The sequence below is a fragment of the Acinetobacter sp. ANC_7655 genome (assembly GCF_056784015.1).
Genome location: NZ_JBWYJB010000006.1, coordinates 40,871 through 61,468 on the forward strand (window position 1 = coordinate 40,871; position 20,598 = coordinate 61,468).

The window sequence follows — 20,598 nt, forward strand, 5'->3', positions numbered from 1 at the left end:
AAATCCTGTTCAGAATTGATCAATTTTTCAAAATGGATAAGATATTCAGTGACAAAACCAAGTAAAAAACTTGCGAAAAATTAAAGACTAAACGGAATATCACAAAAAATAGGACCAGTATGAGCCAGACTTATCAAAACGATCTCATTGGAATCAAAGACGTAGCAGCACGACTCCCACATTTGGTCACGAAGTTGCCAAATATTCTTGTCGGGCTCAAACAGGCTTATTTACGTACCCCTAAAACGCCAGCAGGTCTTGCCCTCGCTTTTGAGCGTGCAGCGCAAAAAAATCCTCAAGGTATTGCGCTGTTATGTGAAGATCAGAAATATACCTACCAACAACTAAATGATTGGGCAAACCAAATTGCACACTACTACATCGCTAAGGGTGCAAAAAAAGGTGATGTGATTGCGGTCATTGTTGAAAACCGTAGTGAACTTATTGCCACCGTCATTGGTCTTGCAAAAATTGGGGTTGTTTCAGCGCTCGTCAATACGTCTCAAACAGGTAAGGTACTTACCCATAGTATTAATTTGGTTAAACCAATCGGCGTAATTGTCGGTGAAGAATGCCGTGAAGCTGTCGATGAAGTACGCGAACAACTGACTGTCGCAAAAGATAAGCTCTATTGGTTTGCTGATCAAAATACACGCCAAAATGCTGGTCAAGCACCTGAAGGCTATCATAATCTTGCACAAGAAATTTTATCTGAATCTAAAGATAATCTAGCGGAAACACATAAGGTGACTGGTGCTGACGGCTTATTCTACATCTATACGTCTGGCACAACAGGTTTACCAAAAGCCGTAGTCTTTACCAATAGTCGTTGGATGTTAGCGTATGGCACATATGGTCATGTCCTCAATCTAAATAAAGATGACGTTATGTATGTCACTTTACCGCTTTATCATGCTACAGGCATGGTGGTGTGCTGGTGTGGTGTAATTGCTGGTAGTTCGACACTAGCGATTCGTCGTAAGTTCTCAACCTCTTCTTTTTGGAAAGATGTTCAAAAATTTAATGCTTCAGCAATTGGCTATGTTGGTGAGCTATGTCGCTATCTTCTAGATGCACCTGAATCACACCAAGATCGCAATCATCGCGTCACCAAGATGATTGGTAACGGCATGCGTCCAAATATTTGGGATAAATTTAAAAATCGCTTTGGCATTGAAGAAGTGCTCGAACTTTATGCTTCAAGTGAAGGTAATGTCGGCTTTTCCAATATTTTAAACTTCGATAATACCGTAGGTTTCTCTCCTATTCCTTATGCCATCATCCAATATGACAAGGAAAAGGAAGCCCCTATTCGTGATGCAAAAGGTCATTGTATTAAAGTCAAAAAAGGTGAAACAGGCTTATTGATTGGTAAAATTACCAATCGCTCTCCATTTGATGGTTATACCGATCCAGAAAAGAATAAATCCTCGATCATGCATGATGTTTTTACCAAAGGAGATTCTTATTTCATCACAGGTGACCTCGTGCGAGATATCGGGTGCCGCCATGCTCAATTTGTTGACCGTCTCGGTGATACCTTCCGCTGGAAAGGTGAGAATGTCTCTACAACTGAAGTTGAAAATATTTGTAGTGATTATGAAAAGATCACAGAAGCAGTGGTATACGGCGTTGAGATTCCAAATACTAACGGTCGTGCAGGTATGGCAGCCATCACTTTAGCAGAAGGTGCTGAACTAAATGAGCAAGATTTATCCGATATGGCTCAGTTCTTTAAGAAGTCTTTGCCAAGCTATGCGGTTCCAGTGTTCTTACGTGTACAGAAAACACTCGAAACCACAGGAACATTTAAATATCAAAAGAGTAAGTTAAAGGAAGAAGCTTATTTTCCAGACAAAACTTCAGATCGTATTTTGGTTTTATTACCAAATGAAGATGCATATTGCGATTTAAATGAAGAGATTCTGAAAAATATTGAACAGTATAAATATCGTTTTTAAGCTAAAATCGATTGTTTTTTGGCTAGAAAACACGAAATTGTGTCATTTCTAGCCAAACGTAACAAAGTTTTATATTTTTTACTTGCGCTACTCAAATAACTTGCTAAAATACGCAACATCAAAACGAGATGGGTCGTTAGCTCAGTTGGTAGAGCAGCGGACTTTTAATCCGTTGGTCCCGCGTTCGAGTCGCGGACGACCCACCACTTATTTTGAAACCCCTATGGGTCGTTAGCTCAGTTGGTAGAGCAGCGGACTTTTAATCCGTTGGTCCCGCGTTCGAGTCGCGGACGACCCACCAGATTCTTAAAAAAGCCTTTCATCTTGAAAGGCTTTTTTATTGCCTGCAATATAATACAAGCTACCCTCATAGAGGATCAATTCTTATATCTTCAAAGCTTTTGACGTTGCAAAGTATATGCACGTGACGGAAGCGGATTGTCTTTAAAGAAAGTTTGGTTCACTTCCGTTGCATTGGCAATTTTATCAAGATCCATGACCATATTACCCTGCTCATCCAAATCGTAAAAAAACTGAACCCCACTCTCTCTCAAAATAATGATTTGATGGTGATGCGGATCATACAACCAACGATCTTGGCGATATTGACGTTGCGTTGTAAATTCAACCTTACCACGATGCATAAAAATACGATGAGCTGTGCCATCAGCCAATAAATTGATAATAAACTCAGCTTCACCCTTATCACAACGAGCAAAGCCATCATCACATTGCATGGTGGTTTGGTAACGACCTACAAATTTCTGCCATTCTTTAGCAACAGACTGCGGTGTTGTATCCGCATTCTCTTGAACTGGAGGCCGTGCCTTACCTGCGACATTCGTTAATGAGTTAGAAGACTCAGGCGTATGCGACTCCTGAATTTGGTTGATGTGTTCAATATGTGGCGATTCATTCTGGCTACATGCCGCAAGTGCAATATTCATGATGGCGATAATGCTGAACATTGAGATTGAATGAACTTTAAAATTTAAATTCATCATTTTATATCTTGAGCCATTTCATAAATTGCGATGTATAAAAATATTATCCTTATAAAATAGGGATATACAAGTATTAGACTGATCTGACTATTTATGCAGAACCTATACCACATCAAGGTTTTATCTTTTTCATTACATAAAATTACGATATTTTTTGAATAATCTCCTTTAAAACTAAAAATTATTCTCCATATAAAATGTATAGACAAACGTTAAAGAAAAATTGCGAAGTCTATTTCATGACTATTTTAGGTTCTAAAGGAGAACTCAATGGCCAATGTTGGTTTATATCGCTCAAACCGCTCTAACATGATTGCTGGTGTGATGGGCGGTATTGCTGAACGTTTTGGTTGGAATGCGAATTTATTACGAATTATTTTTGTTCTAGTGTCAGTGATGAGCGCTGCATTTCCAGGAATTTTAGTGTACTTAGTGCTTTGGTTAGTGATGCCAAAAAATAAAGTTCAGCACGAACATTCAAATACTTATGATCGTCCAATGCGCACTGTACATCAGGACAGATCACCGCTTTAACTTGAGTTTACCCTCAATCACCCACACAACCTCGGGTGAGTTTTTTAACACGATAATTTCCCCCAATTATCGTGTTTTTTTTTATTCTCATTTTGCATCTTTCTCAAAATAGCGCTAACTTGAACAAAACAATAAATATGGACAATCAATGGCACAGTCGGAATGGATGGTATTGTGGCTATGCGCACTGGCCGCATTATTACATGGCCTGAGCGGTTTCGGCTTTCCCATGATGAGTACCGCCGTACTCTCTACTCAACTCCCGCTCAGCCTCGCTGTCACTTTGGTCATTCTTCCCTGTCTCATTTTAAATTTAATTCTGCTAACTGCTCACCCTCAGTATTCAATATGGCAGAGCATTCAACACTACAGCATAAGATTTTTTCCCCTTATTCTAAGTAGCTTAGTTGGCAGTCTGCTTGGGGTGAAACTTTTATTGTGGCTCAATGAAGGTTATTTAAAGCTTTTACTTGGCATGGTGATGGTACTGTATGTGATTGATCAATTACGACAACATTCATTCACCGTCAGCCCGTCAGTGCTCAATATGCTGATATTCGGTCTGTTAGCAGGCATTATCGGTGGTGCTACCAATGCAATGGCACCATTTCTAATGATGTATTTACTCAGCTGTCAGCTGAGTAAAACCGATATTGTGATCGTGAGTAATTTAAGCTTTATCGCCAGCAAATTGATACAACTCCTTCTACTTTACCCAATTTTGGTCAATATTGATAAGCATCAACAACTTTTAGTCATGTTGATCTGTGTTTTTGCAATATTTGGGGTATGGATCGGAGGACGGATCAGGCAACACATCTCTCAACAGTTTTTTAAAAATACAGTATTGATCCTATTACTTTTGCTCGGTATTCAAGCCCTGTGGCAAAGCTATAATTTATTAGAACAATCGATTTCATTGTTTAAATAGTATATTTTGAAAAGTGATAAGGATATTCATTCTTCAGAATTAAGAAGTTTAATACATGCAACTATAAAACCTATAGCGACATTCAAAAGGAGCGAATATGACGGAACAACTCGCGACCCCAACCAACATGATGCCAAAAGGGCTCATCAAAGGTTGGGTGTTGATACTGATCGCCGCTTTTATTTCTTATGGACTCTATCAAGTCTTACCCTATGATGAAAACGCCAATAAAGGGTTGGCATTACTTTGCTTTATCGGCATTTTATGGCTGACTGAGGCCATCCATATCACGATTACCGCCCTATTGGTACCCGTACTCGCGGTTCTTCTCGCGATGCCTATGGCTAAAGGCGATGAGCTTATACCAATCACAACACAAGCGGCATTAGCTACATTTGCAGATCCTGTGATTTTTTTATTTTTTGGTGGCTTCGCATTAGCGACCGCGCTGCATATTCAAAAGCTCGATAAAAAAATTGCGATGTGGATCATCTCTATGTCTGGTGGTCATCTCGGCATCTCTGTAATAGCGATTTTTGCTGTAACAGCACTTTTATCTATGTGGATTTCAAATACGGCGACTGCAGCAATGATGCTTCCACTTGCCCTTGGTTTACTTTCACATTTAGATGTCAGTCGAGATCGAAAAACATTTGTTTTTATCCTGTTAGGTATTGCCTATTCTGCAAGTATTGGTGGCTTAGGGACCATGGTTGGCTCTCCACCAAATGCAATCGCGGCTAAGGCTTTAGACTATGATTTTGCAGATTGGATGAAAATCGGTTTACCGATGATGCTGCTCATTTTACCTGCCATGCTCTTGAGTCTCTATCTGGTACTTAGACCTAAGCTCAACCATAAAGTCCAATTTGTGACTGAGGATATCCCTTGGACAGGCACTCGAATTGCAACAATGATATTGTTTGTCTGCACAGCTATCGCTTGGATCTTCAGTAAAAAGCTCACCGATACTTTTGGTATCACTCAACCTGATACCTGGATTGCTGTGTTAGCAGCATGCTTGGTCGTGATTATCGGAACTGCAACATGGAAACAAGTCGCTGAAAATACGGATTGGGGCGTTTTATTTTTATTTGGCGGTGGTTTAACCCTCAGTGCAATTTTAAAAGATTCAGGCAGTTCATTGGTGCTTGGTCAAACCCTAGCCAATGCCTTTGGTGATGCCTCCCCACTCCTCATTATTTTCGTCGTTGCTACGTTCATTATCTTCTTGACTGAATTCACCAGTAACACTGCATCTGCTGCACTGTTAGTACCAGTCTTTGCAGCGATTGCCGATCAAATGGGTATGCCTAAGGAAATTTTAGTTATTGTGATCGGCATTGGTGCTTCTTGTGCATTTATGCTTCCTGTTGCGACACCACCAAATGCCATCGTATTTGGTACCGGACATATTCAACAGTCTGAAATGATGAAAGTCGGATTCGTCCTGAATATAATGTGTATTTTCATTGTGTCACTATTTATCTATTGGTTCTTTAGCTAATTTAAAAAATGTTCAAAAAAGAAAAAAGCACGATATCGTGCTTTTTTCTTGTCGATTCAAAGCCAGTCTTTTATTTATTTTGCAACACCCAACCAAGTGAATTTTTGTGGTACGGCATCTAGCTTGATACTGCGTTCAATCTTGGCCGATTTCAAATCAATCTCATGAATCTGTTTCGTCACCACATTATTGATGAAAACACGATCTTGCTGACCATGCGCAATCAGCGCTGCCTTCTCTATCGCTTCTGAACCTTGCTCAATCACTTGAATACGATGTTTCACTGTCCAAGACTCAGTATCTAAAATCACCAATTGCCCCAATGAATCGAGTATCACGAAATAATCGCCAGATTGGCTATACGTCTGCTGAAGACGTTTCACATTGGTATCTTTCTCAGTCCATGGAATTTGTTGAACCAACTTATTTGCACCATTGATAATGAATAAATCAGGTGTAGCGGATGCCAATCCAACTAGCTCTTGCGCATTGGCTTGGCCAACGACTGTACCAATACGAACGTCCAACTTAATCTTCGAGTCTTTAAAAAGACCTGCAACACCATGCTCGACAAGCAATACGCCGTCTTCACAGCCAAATGCACTATAACCTTTAACCGATGAAGCCCCGTGCAAACCTGGACACGTATTTTCTAAATTATTTTGACCATGGAAATGATCACCATGCAGTTCGTAATTTCTCACCACACTTGCTAATGTTTCGCCTGATCCTGAATATGAACTCAATACATACTCACCCAACGGTTCAGCTACACCATGATGTTTAAATGGCAGCTTTTGCGATGCCACATTTTTTGAAGCGATTCCTGCATCTGTAAATACATCAAATTTTGATGTTTCAGTCTCGCTACCATCATAAAAAATAGCAGCCTGACCATTAAAATTCCGATAATGCGTAGGTGCAGCACCATTGAGTTGGAAGTTCAATAACTGAGGTGAAGCAGTTCCCTTATCACTTAAACCGCTGTCATAAAAATTAACAGTGCCACCAACTCGATCCATCAAGATGCCATAACGTGAACTGGGACTGCTATGTAACGCAAATGGCATCGTCTTCAGTTGTTTAACATCGATGACTTTTTGCTGTTCTAAATCGAATAAACTCAATTCTGGTCGATCGACTTGATCATTGATGATCAAAAGTCTCCCCTCTTGATTTACCACAGTTGTTGGTTTTTCAGGCGGATTATTCTGATTTGATTTGTTGTTATCACTACCACCACAAGCTGTCAGTAAAATAGCTGAAAGCAAAATGCTGATCTTTGGTAATTGGTTTTTCATGGAGATCATCTCTTATTATGACAATACATTACACTTGAAATGTTATAACATAACATTTATAACATAGTGATACAGAGATTCAAAGATTTATTCATTATCTCAGATGAAATATCTCCACTGAAAAGCCAAAAGTTAAAGTAAAAATGAAATCAACTGAGGTTGATTTCCTGCCATCTGATTAAAAACTTCAACATGTAGGCAAGAACACTACAGATGTCGTTCTGCTCCAAGTATGCAAACTTTTTAGCAATTGAGTTGGCCGCACAAATTTATGGACTAACCTTTGCCACTCCCTGCTAAAGTCCTTATAATTGAGCGCAATTTTTCTCTAATTTTAAGTGGAAGACCATGAGTCGCGCCATATCGCATATTGATACTTTCCAAGGCTTAATTCTTGCCTTACAAAACTACTGGGCGGAGCAAGGCTGCGTCGTGTTACAGCCTTACGACATGGAAATGGGTGCAGGTACATTCCACACTGCAACTTTCCTACGCGCATTAGGGCCTGAAACTTGGAACGCTGCATACGTTCAACCTTCACGTCGTCCGAAAGACGGTCGTTATGGTGAAAACCCAAACCGTTTGCAACATTACTACCAATTCCAAGTGGTACTTAAGCCAAACCCAGACAACATCCAACAGCTGTATCTTGACTCGCTTAAAGCGATTGGTATTGATCCGTTGGTACATGACATTCGTTTCGTAGAAGACAACTGGGAATCTCCAACGCTTGGCGCGTGGGGCTTAGGTTGGGAAGTATGGTTAAACGGCATGGAAGTGACTCAGTTCACTTACTTCCAACAAGTCGGTGGTGTTGAGTGCTACCCTGTTACTGGAGAAATCACTTACGGTTTAGAGCGTCTTGCAATGTACTTGCAAGGTGTAGACTCAGTTTACGATTTGGTTTGGACTAAAGGTCAGTTTGGTACAGTGACTTATGGTGATGTATTCCATCAAAATGAAGTTGAACAGTCGACTTATAACTTTGAATACGCACCTGTTGATAAACTGTTTGAACTCTTCGACTTCTATGAAACTGAAGCAACACGTTTAATCGAAGCAAAACTTCCACTTCCTGCGTATGAGCAAGTGGTTAAAGCGTCGCATAGCTTTAACTTACTTGATGCACGTGGCGCGATTTCTGTGACTGAACGTCAGCGTTATATTTTACGTGTACGTACATTGGCGCGTTCAATTGCAAATGCTTATGTGGCTGCACGTGCGGAACTTGGTTTCCCAATGGCAGAACCAGCATTACGTGATGAGGTATTGGCACAGTTAAAGGCACAAGTTGAAGCAGAAGCAAAATCTGAGGAGAGCAAATAATGTCTAAACATACCGTTTTGTTCGAATTAGGTTGTGAAGAACTTCCACCAAAAAGCCTTAAAAAATTACGTGATGCACTACAAGCAGAAACCGTTAAAGGCTTAAAAGATGCAGGCTTAACGTTTGATTCTATCGAAGCTTATGCTGCACCACGTCGTCTTGCCCTTAAAATCGTAAATGTAGATGGCGCGCAAGCAGATACGCAAAAACGTTTTGATGGCCCTGCTAAACAAGCAGCGTTTGATGCTGATGGTAACCCAACTAAAGCGCTTGAAGGCTTTATGCGTGGTCAAGGCATCACGGTTGATCAAATCTCGACTTTTCAAGCGGGTAAAGTCGAAAAAGTTTGCTACTTAAAAGATGTCAAAGGTCAAAGCCTTGATGCTTTACTTCCACAAATTTTACAAAATGCATTGGACAATCTTCCAATTGCGAAACGTATGCGTTCAGCGGCAAGCCGTACCGAATTTGTACGTCCAGTAAAATGGGTGGTATTGCTTAAAGACAACGACGTTGTTGATGCAATCATTCAAGATCACAAAGCAGGTAACGTAACGTTTGGTCATCGTTTCCATGCACCTGAAGCAATCACGTTGACTCACGCTGACGAATACTTAAGCAAGCTTAAAGCAGCTTACGTTGTGGCAAACTTTGAAGAGCGTCAAGCAATCATTGATAGTCAAGTTAAAGCATTGGCTGATGAAGTCAATGCCATTGCAATTGTGCCTGCGGATCTTCGTGATGAAGTAACTGCACTTGTAGAATGGCCTGTTGCACTTCGTGCAAGTTTTGAAGAACGCTTCCTTGCGGTTCCTCAAGAAGCATTGATTACGACGATGCAGGACAACCAAAAGTACTTTTGCTTAGTGAATGCTGACAATAAACTTCAACCGTACTTCATTACTGTGTCAAACATTGAGTCGAAAGACCCGACACAAATTATTGAAGGTAACGAGAAAGTGGTTCGTCCACGTTTGTCTGATGCTGAATTTTTCTTCTTACAAGACCAAAAACAACCGCTTGCTTCTCGTAAAGAGAAACTTGCCAATATGGTCTTCCAAGCAGAATTGGGTACGCTTTGGGACAAATCGACACGTATTGCAAAACTCGCTGTTGCTTTAGCGCCAATTACAGGTGCAAACCCTCAAGACGCTGAAAAAGCTGCGCTTCTTGCAAAATGTGACTTAACCTCTGAGCTTGTGGGTGAATTCCCAGAGCTTCAAGGGATTGCGGGTACTTACTACGCACGTCTTGAAGGTGAAAATGATGAAGTTGCTGAGTCTTTAGGTGAGCAGTACTTACCTAAATTCGCTGGTGACGTTTTACCAAAAACTAAAACAGGTACAACGATTGCCCTTGCTGACCGTTTAGATACGCTCACAGGTATTTTTGGTATTGGTCAAGCACCGACAGGCTCTAAAGACCCGTTTGCGCTTCGTCGTTCTGCAATTGGTATTTTACGTTTAGTGACTGAAAACGAGCTTGATGTGTCAATTGAAGACTTGATCAAACTTGCACTTGCTGCTTATGGCGATGTATTAAAAGACCACGACAAGACTTTAAACGATGCTGTTGCATTCCTTGAAGGTCGTTACCGTGCGAAATACGAAGACCAAGGCGTTGCTGTTGATGTAATTCAAGCTGTTCAAGCGTTGTCACCAAAATCTCCTCTTGATTTTGACAAACGTGTAAATGCGGTAAATCACTTCCGTGCATTACCTGAAGCGGCTGCGCTTGCTGCTGCAAACAAGCGTGTTGCAAACATTCTTGCGAAAGAAGCTGCACCTGAAGGCGCTGTGGTTGAAGCAAACTTGGTTGAAGATGCTGAGAAAGCATTGTTCGCTGAACTTGCGAAAATTACGCCTGTGGTTGAGCCGTTATTTGCTGCGAAAGACTACACTGCTGCATTGTCTGCACTTGCTGCACTTCGTGCGCCTGTAGATGCATTCTTTGATGGTGTGATGGTCATGGCAGATGATGCTGAATTAAAAGCGAACCGTTTACGCATGCTTGCTCAACTTCGTGACTTGTTTACGAAAGTTGCTGATATTTCAGTGTTACAGCACTAAGGTTCAGTTAAATAAAAAAACCCGCTTTAAAGCGGGTTTTTTTATACATTAACAGATCGACTTCGAGTAGAGGCCTTGACAATTCTTCCTGCTTCTCGTGCTTCTTCTTCACCTGAGTCAGCAATCATAGAAATAACATCTTCAATATCATTTGGATACATTGAAAACTCAATTGACACGCATGTTCCTGTGAAACCATTTACTCTTTCTTCGTTCTCAGTTTTTTTATTTTTTATAATCATTGTTTTACCTGAACTCGAGAGAGTCATACGGCCAAAGTTTTTAGCTAAATGTTGTAAAACATATAAACCAAATCCCGAATTACCATGTATATTTTTATCTTCATCTAAATTTAATGTTCTGGATAATCCTGCCTGTAAAGCAATTTTTAAAAAATTTTCCTTATCCACATCGATCTGAGCATTACTTAGTGAACTAAGAATCCCTATTCCTTCATCAACAACAGCAATTTGAGCTCTATTATTTTTCCACCTTTGTGCGCATACATAACAAACATCTCTTTCTGAATGCTCCAAAGCATTCCTTATTGTCTCTCTAATGGAATAAGCAATTGTTAAATAAACTTGTTTATTAAAATTTGCTCCTACTAACACCCGAGCGACATAAGCTGCTTCTTCCTGAATCAAATCTTGTAAACTTTTCCCAGTTTCGAAACTTTCATTTAATAGTACTTGTTTATCTATCTTTCTAATTGGAACAAAGCTCTCACCAGCTTTTACCTGACCAATCTTGTTACCAAAATTTACACCGATAAAATCAAAAAAGCCTATATGTGCCAAATACCCGATTGAATTATGTGTTTGATTAATTGAAATAAGAGTATTTCTGATTCCTCTAGCTTTCTTAAAGTCTCTGAGTATTAATGCTAAACAAAGAATAGTCTGAGGATCATAAAAATTAACACCAGTTAGATCAATAACCACTTTTTCAGCATAATAATTCTCTTTTAATTTATTATTGAAATCATTCAGAATTGATAGAGTTAAATAGTTTGCTTCTAATAAGATAGTGTTCTGATGAATTGTCATATATTACTCTTCACTTCCAAAAATAAACTCTTTTATATTTATTAAAAGACACAACCCCAATCTTCTCCCTATAGGCAATGTTATTTAAAATTCATATACTTAAATTTATATAGTTCAGAATATAAAACTTATGATGAAAACTCAATCTTTAGTTATTTCAGCTTTAACATGTTTAGCTCTTACAGCCTGCTCTTCAATACCATCAAATCCCAATACCCCTATCGTATTAGAACAACACAAAAACATTGCTGTTGAGCCTGAAACCAAAGACAACTTAGCACGACTCATCAAACAAAAAGAAAACTGTCTGATCGAGTTCACTGGCAACTTTGCAACAGGCAAAGCCACTGAATACTGGTTCTTCCAAGGGGAGCAACTGATGTCAGCGCATTCAAATTTAGATGCTGATGTCGAAAACAAACAAACCGTGTTTGATATTCAAGATTCAGTAAAACAAACCAATTTCAACGCGCTCAAAAACCACTTTAAAGCGAAAAATCTTCAACAGTGTGAACATTTCTAAGACGCTAAAAACCATTCATCTGATCATTCATAAACTAGAACAGCACAATTGGCTAAAACCAACTGTGCTTTTTTTATAAGAGGGGAGTATAAAGTGACTCGACCAATGCCAAGTCTCACAAAAGATAGGTTTGAGTGAAAGGCTATCTCAGGTAGTTTCACATAAGATTAAAAAAATCGAATGATGCAAATTTCAATTATGACTTGGATTTGATTATACCTAAACCGTAAAGTGGCCATTTATGATTAGGTTTAATATTATTCACAATCATCGCAATCAATACTAAAGCCACAGATCCTAAAAGCACAGGAAATATGAGGAAATTCCATCCATAGCTGATTGAATCTGCTGTTAATAAAATGACCAATGGATTTGCTCCTGCTGGAGGATGCACACATCTAAAAATTTGCATTAAGGCAATCGCACAACCGACTGATAAAGCTACAGTCAAAATCGAATCAGGAAAAAACTTAAGAAAAAATAGACCGATAAAAGCAGAAATAAAATGACCGAAAATCACATTTCTAGGTTGAGCTAATGGCGACTGTGATACTGCATAAAGAATTACACAAGTTGCGCCAAAAGGCGCCATGATATAAATATTTCCCGTTAATTTACTCAACAAAAGTAGCAAAAAAATACTAATTGTTCCTCCAATAAAGCTCCGAATCATTTCGTGCGGTTTAGGAAAAGCAGTAAGTTTTTCTTTTCCTTCAAAAATTGAAATCATACTGATATCGCCTTTTTAATATTGTTTTAAAAGCATAATACAGATAAAATAAAAATAGTACAGATCTGTACTATTTTTATTTTCAGGATTGCAAGGATGTCAAAATCAGCATTAAAAATTCTTGATACAGCAGAAAAACTATTTAACCAAAATAGCTTTGTTGGCGTAGGTGTAGACTTAATTCGAAATCAATCAGGGTGTTCGAAAACCACGATGTACACGTACTACAAAAATAAGATGCAGTTGGTTGAATCCGTTCTCAAAGCTCGTGATGAAAAATTTAAAGAGAGTTTGTTTCAATATATCGGCAAATCAGAAGGTCTTGCGGCAATAAACAAAATTTTTGATTGGCATATGCAGTGGTTTCAACAAGACTCCTTTAAAGGATGCTTATTTGTTAGAGCTGTCGCTGAATCGAACCAAGACGATAAATCTATAATCTCAGTTGCTCAAAATCATAAGCAATGGATAAAAGAATTAATATCAACACATTGCTTGAATATGGGCCGGCAAGACTTATCCGAATTAATTTACACATTAATAGAAGGATTAATTAGCCGATTCTTGGTAGATGGATTTGATCCTCAACTTGGTGCTCTGATTAAGAAAAATATAAATCATCTATTCGAGCAATGACTTTGATTTAAAGCTGCGCATATTTTGCCTAAATCAGTATTGCTTCAGATATCAGAGTAAAAAAATTTGATTAATCACGATTTTTCATAAAGGTGAAAGTCTCACATAGCGCTGAGTTTCTACAGTTTCAATAAAAGCTCCTGATTGGCATAAATGCTCACAATTTATAATTTTCTTTAGAAATCAGATAGAAGAAATATCTTCTAAATTATGATTAAGTTATATACAGTTGTATTTTTTAAACTGACCCAATCAATATTTTTTTATATTAAAAATAAAATACTTAATCAAAACATCATTGCCAATCCGACAAACAGCAAGACCCCAACTTGTTAGTTAAACTAAACAGTGATACAACATCAAAGCCTAATCTGAATTATCTTTTTTGATCAGATTATGAGACATAAAAATAAAATGAATGGAACGATTTGGCTTTATGCATATTTCATTCTTCACTCAAGCACGACTACAAAAATGAAAAACAAAAAGGAATTATGTAATGAAATTGCTAAATTCTTTCTATGCTGCTGTTGGCATCGGCGTCACGATACTTGCGACCACCATTGGCATAGCGAATAAAACAATTAATCCAACTCCAAATGTGACACCAGACTTAAGCTATTTAAGTCCTCAACCCGACCCAGTGACCTCCCCAGATGTCACGCTCCCAGGTACTCCCGTTGCATTAAAAAACACCCGACTCGGAACTAGACAATCTCCGAGTCAAACTCAAGTCCCATCACTTTCCAATGCCAATGCTCAATGGCAATTGTATGATCGACCTGCTGAATATCCTAAGTCGGTGACCTTGCCAGCACAGTGGATTACCATGCGTGATGGAACGCGAATCGCCACTTATGTCACGCTCCCTGCGGATGAGTCAGGTCGTCCTATCAATGCAAAATTCCCTGTGATTGTTATTCAAACGGCCTATAGCGCAGGGGTTGCAGGTAAGGTTTCAGCAATAGCAGGTGGTGCAGACCCTGAAATGGTGAAACGTGGCTATGCAACAGTCGTTGCAGATGTTCGTGGAACAGGTAACTCTACAGGTAAGTGGGAAGCTTTTGGCAAAGTCGAACAACAAGATGCTTATGAAATTATTGACTGGTCAAGTAAACAAAGCTTCTCTGATGGAAATGTCGGCTTATATGGTGTTTCTTATTTAGGTATCACGGCGATGCTGGGTGCAGCGACACAACATCCAGCAATCAAGGCAGCGTTCCCAATCGTACCTATGGGTGATGCGTACCGCGATATTCTTTTCAATGGCGGGCAGCTAAATACTAACTTCATTCCACTTTGGATGAGTTTAATTACACTGTTGGGTACTTTACCAATTGATACCTTGGGGCAAGACCCGATTACTGGAAAACTGACCGCACTCGATAAAATTATTAACAGTACAGAATTCCAAATACCGCTTTTTGCCAATGCTCTAAAAGGCAAAGCTGATGCTTTTGATAATGACTTTTGGCAAGAAAGATCGCTGTTAGAACAAGCCAATAATATTAAAGTTCCGACTTTTATTGTCGGGGGAACACGTGATTTGTTCCAACGCAGTGAACCGCTTTGGCATGAAGCATTAAAAGGTCATACCACAGTAAAAACCTTTATTGGACCTTGGGCACACATTCAAGCCGCACAACTTTTCCCAAGTTTGCCTAAAGGTAATATACCGCGTTTAGACAAAATGCAACTTCAATGGTTTGATCAATATTTAAAAGGCATCAACACTGGCGCTGAAACTCTACCTAACGTCACACAATGGGTACATGGTTATGAAGATTATGTCGTCAGTACGGATTGGCCGCATGTAGCATTAGAACCAGATCGTTTATTCTTAAATACACGTGGAAATCTTGCAAAAGATCGACCAACGTCAAGCTCTGGTGAAAACTACTTATTACAAGCGCCAACTTTCGGTTTATGCTCAAGTACTGTTGAACAAGTTCTCATTGGTGCAACGTCTATCCTACCGTTCCCATGTCTGGAAAATAGCAACTTGGCGAATATTCCTGCATCGGTCTTTAACTCAGTCCCTTTAACTGAAGACTATTATTTAAATGGGCCGATACAAGCTGACTTGTGGATTTCATCCAGCTCAAAAGACAGTGGTTTAGTCGTACGTGTATCCGATGTGGACCCAAGAACGGGCAATGCTAAAACATTAAGCACGGGTATTATCACAGCATCCATGCGTAAAGTTGATGAATCACGTTCTCGTTATATCAAAGGACAAATGATTCAACCTTGGCATACATTTAAAGCATCGGATATTCAACCTTTAGACAAAAACAAGCCAGTCTTGGTCAATGTTGAGATTCCAGCAACTGCTGCGCTTATTCCTAAAGGACATCGTATTCAAATTTCGGTGGTTTCGAGTGATGTATGGAAAGGCGTTGCCCCATTACCAAGTTTAACTTCATCGCTTTTGGGATCGATTTCGATCTATTCGAATTCACAATACCCATCAAGCGTGGTTTTACCAAAAGTCCCGACTCAATATCTGAAGCATTGATTTTTAGATTTCTTATAAACAGCGTCTGAGCATGAATCCATGCTCAGACTTTTTTTATGTTGAATATATTGGTTTGATCAACACCTGTCTTAGAATCGGAGGATAAACTTTACTTTTAATTTTGTTGTCCACGATCCAATTCACACGATGTAGCGTTGTATCCTAAGAGCCTTTAAGCGATACAAGATGAATAAAAATTGTAGCTTTAGTCATTAAAACTGCCGAAGCACAACGTTACGGATACATTTCAACATTGAAACAGCCCCATCGCTCATGTAGTTTGCTTGGAAACTGATAAAAAATTCAAAAGTTTTGTACAGATGAGGCGATTGAGTCACAGCGCCACCCATACAGAACCGAGAAGAGGATCCTTCATGAACATAATGAAAACGATGCTGGTAAGTTGTATTACGCTAAGCTCAGCAACTACATTTGCTCAAGACTCTACTTTAACAGGCAACAATCCTGCTTACGGTGACAATCCAAATTTAGCCAAAGTACTTGCAGTCAAAGCACAAGAGACTTTGCAAAATACAGCCAACACCGTTGATGATGCGACCAAGCGTGGTATTGCTAAAATCAAACCATCCGTCGATTCAGCTTGGCAAAACACCAAAGAATTCACCAATGAAAAAGCGATTGCATTACGTGACGGTGCTCGTCAAGGCGTGGATACAACTGTTAAATCTGTGCAGCATGCTAAACAGAACCTCGTCGGTGCAGGTGGTGTTCCCATCGAAAGAGGCAGTTTGAGTCAACCCAACCCAACGACAGCACCTGCTGTCACAGCCTCCCCTGCTCTAACTACTGCATCGGTCGCTTTACCCGTTCAAGAAAATTCAGTCAACCTTGAAACTGCGCAATCAGCCAACACCACGCTAGCAAGTCAAAATCAAGCACCTGAAGCAGAACCGACCATTCAGCGTCAAAGTGTTGCTTTACCTAATAGTGGAGCTACCACCTCTAGTCCAGCTGTAGATGACAGTGATGCAGGTGTCCCACGTTAAACCAGGTCGTTTTATTCAAACCTAAGTGGAGTTTATTTATTAGGTTGAGTTTATTTATATCTCTTCAAGAAAAAAGGTGCTTCTCACAGCACCTTTTTTATTACTTAACTTCAGTTAACTTGACGGATCGGTTGACCCGCTTTAAATGCAGCTGCGTTTTCCTGTACTTGTTGCACAATGCGTTGACGTGCTTCAACGCTTCCCCATGCGCTGTGTGGTGTAATAATGAGATTAGGGATATCCGAATTCAATAACACATTGCCTTGCTGAGGCGGTTCTATACTCAATACATCAGTCGCTGCCCCTGCGATTCTCCGATTGATTAGTGCTTCCGCCAATGCTTGTTCATTCACAATGCCACCACGGGCACAATTAATTAAATATGCACTTTCTTTCATTAGACTGAATGCTTCTGCATCAATTAAGTCGCGTGTTGTTTCAGTTAATGGACAATGTAAGCTAATAAAGTCTGATTGACGCAGCAAGCTTTCTAAACTGACACGATCAGCGGCTGCAGGTCGTCCTGGTAAATGAGCCACAATCACCTTCATACCAAAGGCTTCAGCCAACTTCGCTACGGCTTGACCAAGTTCACCATAGCCCAAAATCCCCAAGGTCTTACCATTCAATTCGGCAATGGGGAAATCTAATAAACAGAATTGTGACGCTTTATTCCATTCACCCGCACGAACTGCACGATCATATTGAATAAAAGACGTTGCCAAGTTCAGCATCAACATCATGGTATGTTGAGCTACAGCGGCAGTACCATATGCCTGACAGTTACATACCACAATGTTTTGAGCTTTTGCTTGGATTAAATCGACATTATTGGTGCCTGTGGCTGAAATTAAAATTAATTTAAGCTGCGGTCGTTGTTGCATCATGTCTGCCGTAATCACCACTTTATTGGTCACCACCACATCTACATCCGCAATGCGTTCAAGCACTTGATCTGGATCAGTGCGCTCAAAGAATGTTACCTCATCAAAGACTTGGTACCACCCCGAAAAATCTAAATCATTCTGATCGAGAGAGAATTGATCCAAAAAAACAGCTTTCACGTTGAACCTCAGCAATATTGATCTGCATTTCGACTGCAAGATTTTCATGATAATTCAACTGATTGTAAGCTTAATTGTAGGTCAACAATAGCTGATTTGACTGTTTTTTTGTCTCAGATTGCGTCGTTGCTGCACGCTGTGCTTTTAGGGAAAATTGATCTTCTTTCAGCGCATTTAAATATGCCGTTGCCAAACGATACGCTTCTTCACAAATACGTTCAGAAATCCGATCTTCTGTGTAATAACCATGTTTCATACAAGTAAAGATCATTTCAATAATGATCAACATACTGTCAGGTTGTTGCGGTAAATAATCATCTACCCGAATTGCTTTAAGTGCATCTCTTAAATCTTGACTGAACTGTTTGAGTTCCATTTGATGACGTAAATATACTTGTCGGTTCAGTGGTCCTGATAAAATCAATAATCGGGCCACAGCAGATTCATTATAAAACTTGGCAGTGGTCTCAATCACAGCTGCAGCCACCATTCGACCATAAGCCGACATACTTTCGTGCGGATGTTCTCGTATGACGTTTAAACCAGCTTCCTTAAGCAAGCTTACCAGTTTCTGCAAATGCAACTGTGCCATATGATGCAACAGATCATATTTTGTCGGAAAGAACTGATAAATACTGGCTCTTGGAATTTTTGAAGCATTGGCAATTTCGGGAATTGAAATTGACTCTAAGCCCATTTTAACTAAAAGTTTTTCAGCAGTTTGAATCACCTGCATAACACGGCGATGTGTACGCGATTGTTTTGGAGGATTCATTCCTGTTTCAGTTTTTACAATTTTCTTTTTATTCATCTGTCCCACCTAAATTCCATTTATATGGGTTTTTGTGCTCAAGTAGACACGTCAAAGATGCATGAATATTCCGATATTCATAAATACATCATCATTTGAATCATTCAAATTGGTTATATATTGCCTGATCTTAACAATGAAACAGAGTCATTCCATCGCTTTCGTTACAAAATAAACACGGGTAAATTTTAAACAATATCGCTTTTTACGACAGATTGAGATCTATCACACACTCTATATTTTTTTACTTAAAGATAAAAAAGCGCCGAAGCGCTTTGATCAATTGCTATGAAAAATTCAGCCTTACTCCACTGAAAATTTTTCTGCCTCACCAACAGTGTCTGATTCAAAAATACAGTTTCCTAACTCATCGCAGTGCATATAGAGATGCTTATAACTGATACTAAAGAAACCTTCGCCCTTTTTCACAATCAAAGGGCTCATATCCGCACTCAGCGCATCATCCATTTTGATCAATTTGGTAACACGGCGATCATTCATACAAATGAGATAGTGCTGTTTTTTAATTTCAATCTGGGCCAATCCAGTACTTTCCACATGTAATGGAATAATGTACTTACCATTAATATCAATCACATGTTGTTCATAGCTTTCTAATTTTTGGGTGATCACGTTAAAGACCAAGACTTTGCCAAAGCTGTCATGAAGTTGTGTTTTATTTTCAAATGGCAAATGAATCGAAATACCAAGCTTTTGTAAATCTTGTTCATCAACTCTTTTATTGGTCAGTAAGATACGTGTAATCGTCTGTTTAAGACTGGCATCAAAAAAGCTACTGTCTAGTTGTAGATCGATGGTTTTTAAAATATTACCTAATGCTTCATTGTGGGTGCCAAGCAGATGTGCGATCACGCTTCGATAGTAAAATTTACTGTTCTTTTTAACTGCTCGAATCTGGCGATAAAAGTAGGTTGCATCAAATTCATGTTCAATAAAATCATGCAATAACGCAGAATTTGCTAATACAGCAACCGCATCATGGCCTGTATAAGGTAAATGTAGTGTATTGAGTTGAGGAATAAGTGGCTTAATCTTTTCATAGTGCTCGCGATCCAGATCAAAGTAAGGATCATAAACCACGATATATTCTGCATCGGACGCAATATCTGTCGCGTCAATTTGCATGTCAGCATTGACGTTAGGATCGTAAAAATCAGTATAACGGCGGTCTTCGATTTCAGCAGGATTAATTGAATATTGTGGCACCATAGAGATCACACGTGCTGCGCCCAATAGCTTACTGTACTTAATCGCTGCGTAGCCGCCCATAGAACCACCATAAGCCACGACACGCTGAAATTGATTCAACAAAGGTGATATTTGCTCGATTAAAGCGTGCATGCTCTGTGATGGGAACCATGACTTTTGTTTTGGCATGATACCTATGACATTGTAGTCATATTTGGCTAAGGATTTTTCAGCATTAATGGCATTGCCTTTGGCACGACTGATCAAGTCACCAAAAGAGAGAACCAATGTTTCTGTTGTTCCTTTTAAATAAATTGCTCTGATGTGTTCGTCTTCAAATACTATTTGCTTATCCATTGCAATTCCAAAAAAGGGTTCTCATCATCTGGTTTGCAAAATGAATCAATCGTTCACTTGC

17 protein-coding genes and 2 tRNA genes are annotated in these 20,598 nt (G+C 39.4%); 12 read left to right on the forward strand and 7 right to left on the reverse strand.

Annotated elements, in window-relative coordinates:
• Positions 1–119 precede the first annotated feature (119 nt).
• The 3 genes from AC1M9N_RS08085 (at position 120) to AC1M9N_RS08095 (ending at position 2,262) form a co-directional block, all read left to right on the forward strand.
• Positions 120–1,961: a long-chain-acyl-CoA synthetase gene (locus AC1M9N_RS08085; protein ID WP_481588638.1), complete on the forward strand. Its 1,842-nt coding sequence runs from the start codon at positions 120–122 to the stop codon at positions 1,959–1,961.
• Between the two features lie 130 nt (positions 1,962–2,091).
• Positions 2,092–2,167 (forward strand) — tRNA-Lys (locus AC1M9N_RS08090).
• 19 nt (positions 2,168–2,186) lie between these two features.
• Positions 2,187–2,262 (forward strand) — tRNA-Lys (locus AC1M9N_RS08095).
• A 91-nt stretch (positions 2,263–2,353) separates the two neighbouring features.
• Here the strand turns inward: AC1M9N_RS08095 and AC1M9N_RS08100 are convergent.
• Positions 2,354–2,965: a hypothetical protein gene (locus tag AC1M9N_RS08100; RefSeq protein ID WP_481588637.1), complete on the reverse strand. Its 612-nt coding sequence runs from the start codon at positions 2,963–2,965 to the stop codon at positions 2,354–2,356.
• A 270-nt stretch (positions 2,966–3,235) separates the two neighbouring features.
• Between AC1M9N_RS08100 and AC1M9N_RS08105 the strand changes: the two genes are divergently transcribed.
• From AC1M9N_RS08105 to AC1M9N_RS08115, 3 genes are all read left to right on the forward strand, one after another.
• Positions 3,236–3,499, forward strand: coding sequence for a PspC domain-containing protein (locus tag AC1M9N_RS08105; RefSeq protein ID WP_179998741.1), 264 nt, complete (start codon positions 3,236–3,238; stop codon positions 3,497–3,499).
• Between the two features lie 148 nt (positions 3,500–3,647).
• Positions 3,648–4,430 carry a sulfite exporter TauE/SafE family protein gene (locus AC1M9N_RS08110; RefSeq protein WP_481596198.1) on the forward strand — a complete coding sequence of 261 codons (783 nt, stop codon included), beginning with the start codon at positions 3,648–3,650 and terminating at the stop codon, positions 4,428–4,430.
• A 97-nt stretch (positions 4,431–4,527) separates the two neighbouring features.
• A complete protein-coding gene (locus AC1M9N_RS08115) occupies positions 4,528–5,937 on the forward strand; it encodes an SLC13 family permease (RefSeq protein WP_481596197.1) in 1,410 nt (469 codons plus the stop codon).
• Between the two features lie 74 nt (positions 5,938–6,011).
• Here AC1M9N_RS08115 and AC1M9N_RS08120 read toward each other — a convergent pair whose 3' ends face one another.
• Positions 6,012–7,238, reverse strand: coding sequence for a hypothetical protein (locus AC1M9N_RS08120; RefSeq protein WP_481596196.1), 1,227 nt, complete (start codon positions 7,236–7,238; stop codon positions 6,012–6,014).
• A 348-nt stretch (positions 7,239–7,586) separates the two neighbouring features.
• Here AC1M9N_RS08120 and glyQ point away from each other — a divergent pair, with 348 nt between their 5' ends.
• Both glyQ and glyS read left to right on the forward strand, forming a co-directional pair.
• Positions 7,587–8,564: a glycine--tRNA ligase subunit alpha gene (gene glyQ, locus AC1M9N_RS08125; RefSeq protein WP_035264216.1), complete on the forward strand. Its 978-nt coding sequence runs from the start codon at positions 7,587–7,589 to the stop codon at positions 8,562–8,564.
• Positions 8,564–10,633 (forward strand): glycine--tRNA ligase subunit beta, encoded by a 2,070-nt coding sequence (gene glyS, locus AC1M9N_RS08130; RefSeq protein ID WP_481954568.1) that lies wholly within the window; start codon positions 8,564–8,566, stop codon positions 10,631–10,633. The genes glyQ and glyS overlap by 1 nt, the downstream gene beginning before the upstream one ends.
• A gap of 41 nt (positions 10,634–10,674) precedes the next feature.
• Here the strand turns inward: glyS and AC1M9N_RS08135 are convergent, their stop codons facing one another.
• Complete coding sequence (locus AC1M9N_RS08135) at positions 10,675–11,682, reverse strand: ATP-binding protein (protein WP_481608879.1); 1,008 nt, start codon at positions 11,680–11,682, stop codon at positions 10,675–10,677.
• Positions 11,683–11,812: 130 nt separating this feature from the next.
• On the opposite strand from AC1M9N_RS08135, the gene AC1M9N_RS08140 reads away from it, so the two are divergent.
• A complete protein-coding gene (locus AC1M9N_RS08140) occupies positions 11,813–12,205 on the forward strand; it encodes a hypothetical protein (protein ID WP_481608880.1) in 393 nt (130 codons plus the stop codon).
• 196 nt (positions 12,206–12,401) lie between these two features.
• Here the strand turns inward: AC1M9N_RS08140 and AC1M9N_RS08145 are convergent, their stop codons facing one another.
• The gene (locus tag AC1M9N_RS08145; RefSeq protein WP_481597538.1) at positions 12,402–12,935 is read right to left on the reverse strand and encodes an HPP family protein; all 534 of its coding nucleotides are present in this window, start codon (positions 12,933–12,935) and stop codon (positions 12,402–12,404) included.
• Positions 12,936–13,031: 96 nt separating this feature from the next.
• Here AC1M9N_RS08145 and AC1M9N_RS08150 point away from each other — a divergent pair, with 96 nt between their 5' ends.
• From AC1M9N_RS08150 to AC1M9N_RS08160, 3 genes are all read left to right on the forward strand, one after another.
• Complete coding sequence (locus AC1M9N_RS08150) at positions 13,032–13,571, forward strand: TetR/AcrR family transcriptional regulator (protein ID WP_481597537.1); 540 nt, start codon at positions 13,032–13,034, stop codon at positions 13,569–13,571.
• 499 nt (positions 13,572–14,070) lie between these two features.
• On the forward strand, positions 14,071–16,089 hold the full coding sequence (locus AC1M9N_RS08155; protein ID WP_481954569.1) for a CocE/NonD family hydrolase: 2,019 nt from the start codon (positions 14,071–14,073) through the stop codon (positions 16,087–16,089).
• A gap of 374 nt (positions 16,090–16,463) precedes the next feature.
• Positions 16,464–17,096 (forward strand): hypothetical protein, encoded by a 633-nt coding sequence (locus tag AC1M9N_RS08160; RefSeq protein ID WP_481610896.1) that lies wholly within the window; start codon positions 16,464–16,466, stop codon positions 17,094–17,096.
• 110 nt (positions 17,097–17,206) lie between these two features.
• Here the strand turns inward: AC1M9N_RS08160 and AC1M9N_RS08165 are convergent, their stop codons facing one another.
• The 3 genes from AC1M9N_RS08165 to AC1M9N_RS08175 all read right to left on the reverse strand — a co-directional run bounded on the left by AC1M9N_RS08165 (position 17,207) and on the right by AC1M9N_RS08175 (position 20,537).
• Positions 17,207–18,160: a 2-hydroxyacid dehydrogenase gene (locus AC1M9N_RS08165; RefSeq protein ID WP_180028624.1), complete on the reverse strand. Its 954-nt coding sequence runs from the start codon at positions 18,158–18,160 to the stop codon at positions 17,207–17,209.
• Between the two features lie 70 nt (positions 18,161–18,230).
• The gene (locus tag AC1M9N_RS08170) at positions 18,231–18,971 is read right to left on the reverse strand and encodes a TetR/AcrR family transcriptional regulator (protein ID WP_481596187.1); all 741 of its coding nucleotides are present in this window, start codon (positions 18,969–18,971) and stop codon (positions 18,231–18,233) included.
• A 303-nt stretch (positions 18,972–19,274) separates the two neighbouring features.
• Positions 19,275–20,537 (reverse strand): hypothetical protein, encoded by a 1,263-nt coding sequence (locus AC1M9N_RS08175; RefSeq protein WP_481610061.1) that lies wholly within the window; start codon positions 20,535–20,537, stop codon positions 19,275–19,277.
• Between the last annotated feature and the right edge of the window lie 61 nt (positions 20,538–20,598).

Excerpts from the sequence above, each read along its gene's own strand:
- AC1M9N_RS08150 (WP_481597537.1), top strand. The coding sequence starts at position 13,032 with ATGTCAAAATCAGCATTAAAAATTCTTGATACAGCAGAAAAACTATTT.
- AC1M9N_RS08100 (WP_481588637.1), bottom strand. The coding sequence starts at position 2,965 with ATGATGAATTTAAATTTTAAAGTTCATTCAATCTCAATGTTCAGCATT.
- glyS (WP_481954568.1), top strand. The coding sequence starts at position 8,564 with ATGTCTAAACATACCGTTTTGTTCGAATTAGGTTGTGAAGAACTTCCA.
- AC1M9N_RS08115 (WP_481596197.1), top strand. The coding sequence starts at position 4,528 with ATGACGGAACAACTCGCGACCCCAACCAACATGATGCCAAAAGGGCTC.
- AC1M9N_RS08120 (WP_481596196.1), bottom strand. The coding sequence starts at position 7,238 with ATGAAAAACCAATTACCAAAGATCAGCATTTTGCTTTCAGCTATTTTA.
- AC1M9N_RS08085 (WP_481588638.1), top strand. The coding sequence starts at position 120 with ATGAGCCAGACTTATCAAAACGATCTCATTGGAATCAAAGACGTAGCA.
- AC1M9N_RS08110 (WP_481596198.1), top strand. The coding sequence starts at position 3,648 with ATGGCACAGTCGGAATGGATGGTATTGTGGCTATGCGCACTGGCCGCA.
- AC1M9N_RS08145 (WP_481597538.1), bottom strand. The coding sequence starts at position 12,935 with ATGATTTCAATTTTTGAAGGAAAAGAAAAACTTACTGCTTTTCCTAAA.
- AC1M9N_RS08140 (WP_481608880.1), top strand. The coding sequence starts at position 11,813 with ATGATGAAAACTCAATCTTTAGTTATTTCAGCTTTAACATGTTTAGCT.
- AC1M9N_RS08170 (WP_481596187.1), bottom strand. The coding sequence starts at position 18,971 with ATGAATAAAAAGAAAATTGTAAAAACTGAAACAGGAATGAATCCTCCA.
- glyQ (WP_035264216.1), top strand. The coding sequence starts at position 7,587 with ATGAGTCGCGCCATATCGCATATTGATACTTTCCAAGGCTTAATTCTT.
- AC1M9N_RS08105 (WP_179998741.1), top strand. The coding sequence starts at position 3,236 with ATGGCCAATGTTGGTTTATATCGCTCAAACCGCTCTAACATGATTGCT.
- AC1M9N_RS08135 (WP_481608879.1), bottom strand. The coding sequence starts at position 11,682 with ATGACAATTCATCAGAACACTATCTTATTAGAAGCAAACTATTTAACT.
- AC1M9N_RS08175 (WP_481610061.1), bottom strand. The coding sequence starts at position 20,537 with ATGGATAAGCAAATAGTATTTGAAGACGAACACATCAGAGCAATTTAT.
- AC1M9N_RS08160 (WP_481610896.1), top strand. The coding sequence starts at position 16,464 with ATGAACATAATGAAAACGATGCTGGTAAGTTGTATTACGCTAAGCTCA.
- AC1M9N_RS08155 (WP_481954569.1), top strand. The coding sequence starts at position 14,071 with ATGAAATTGCTAAATTCTTTCTATGCTGCTGTTGGCATCGGCGTCACG.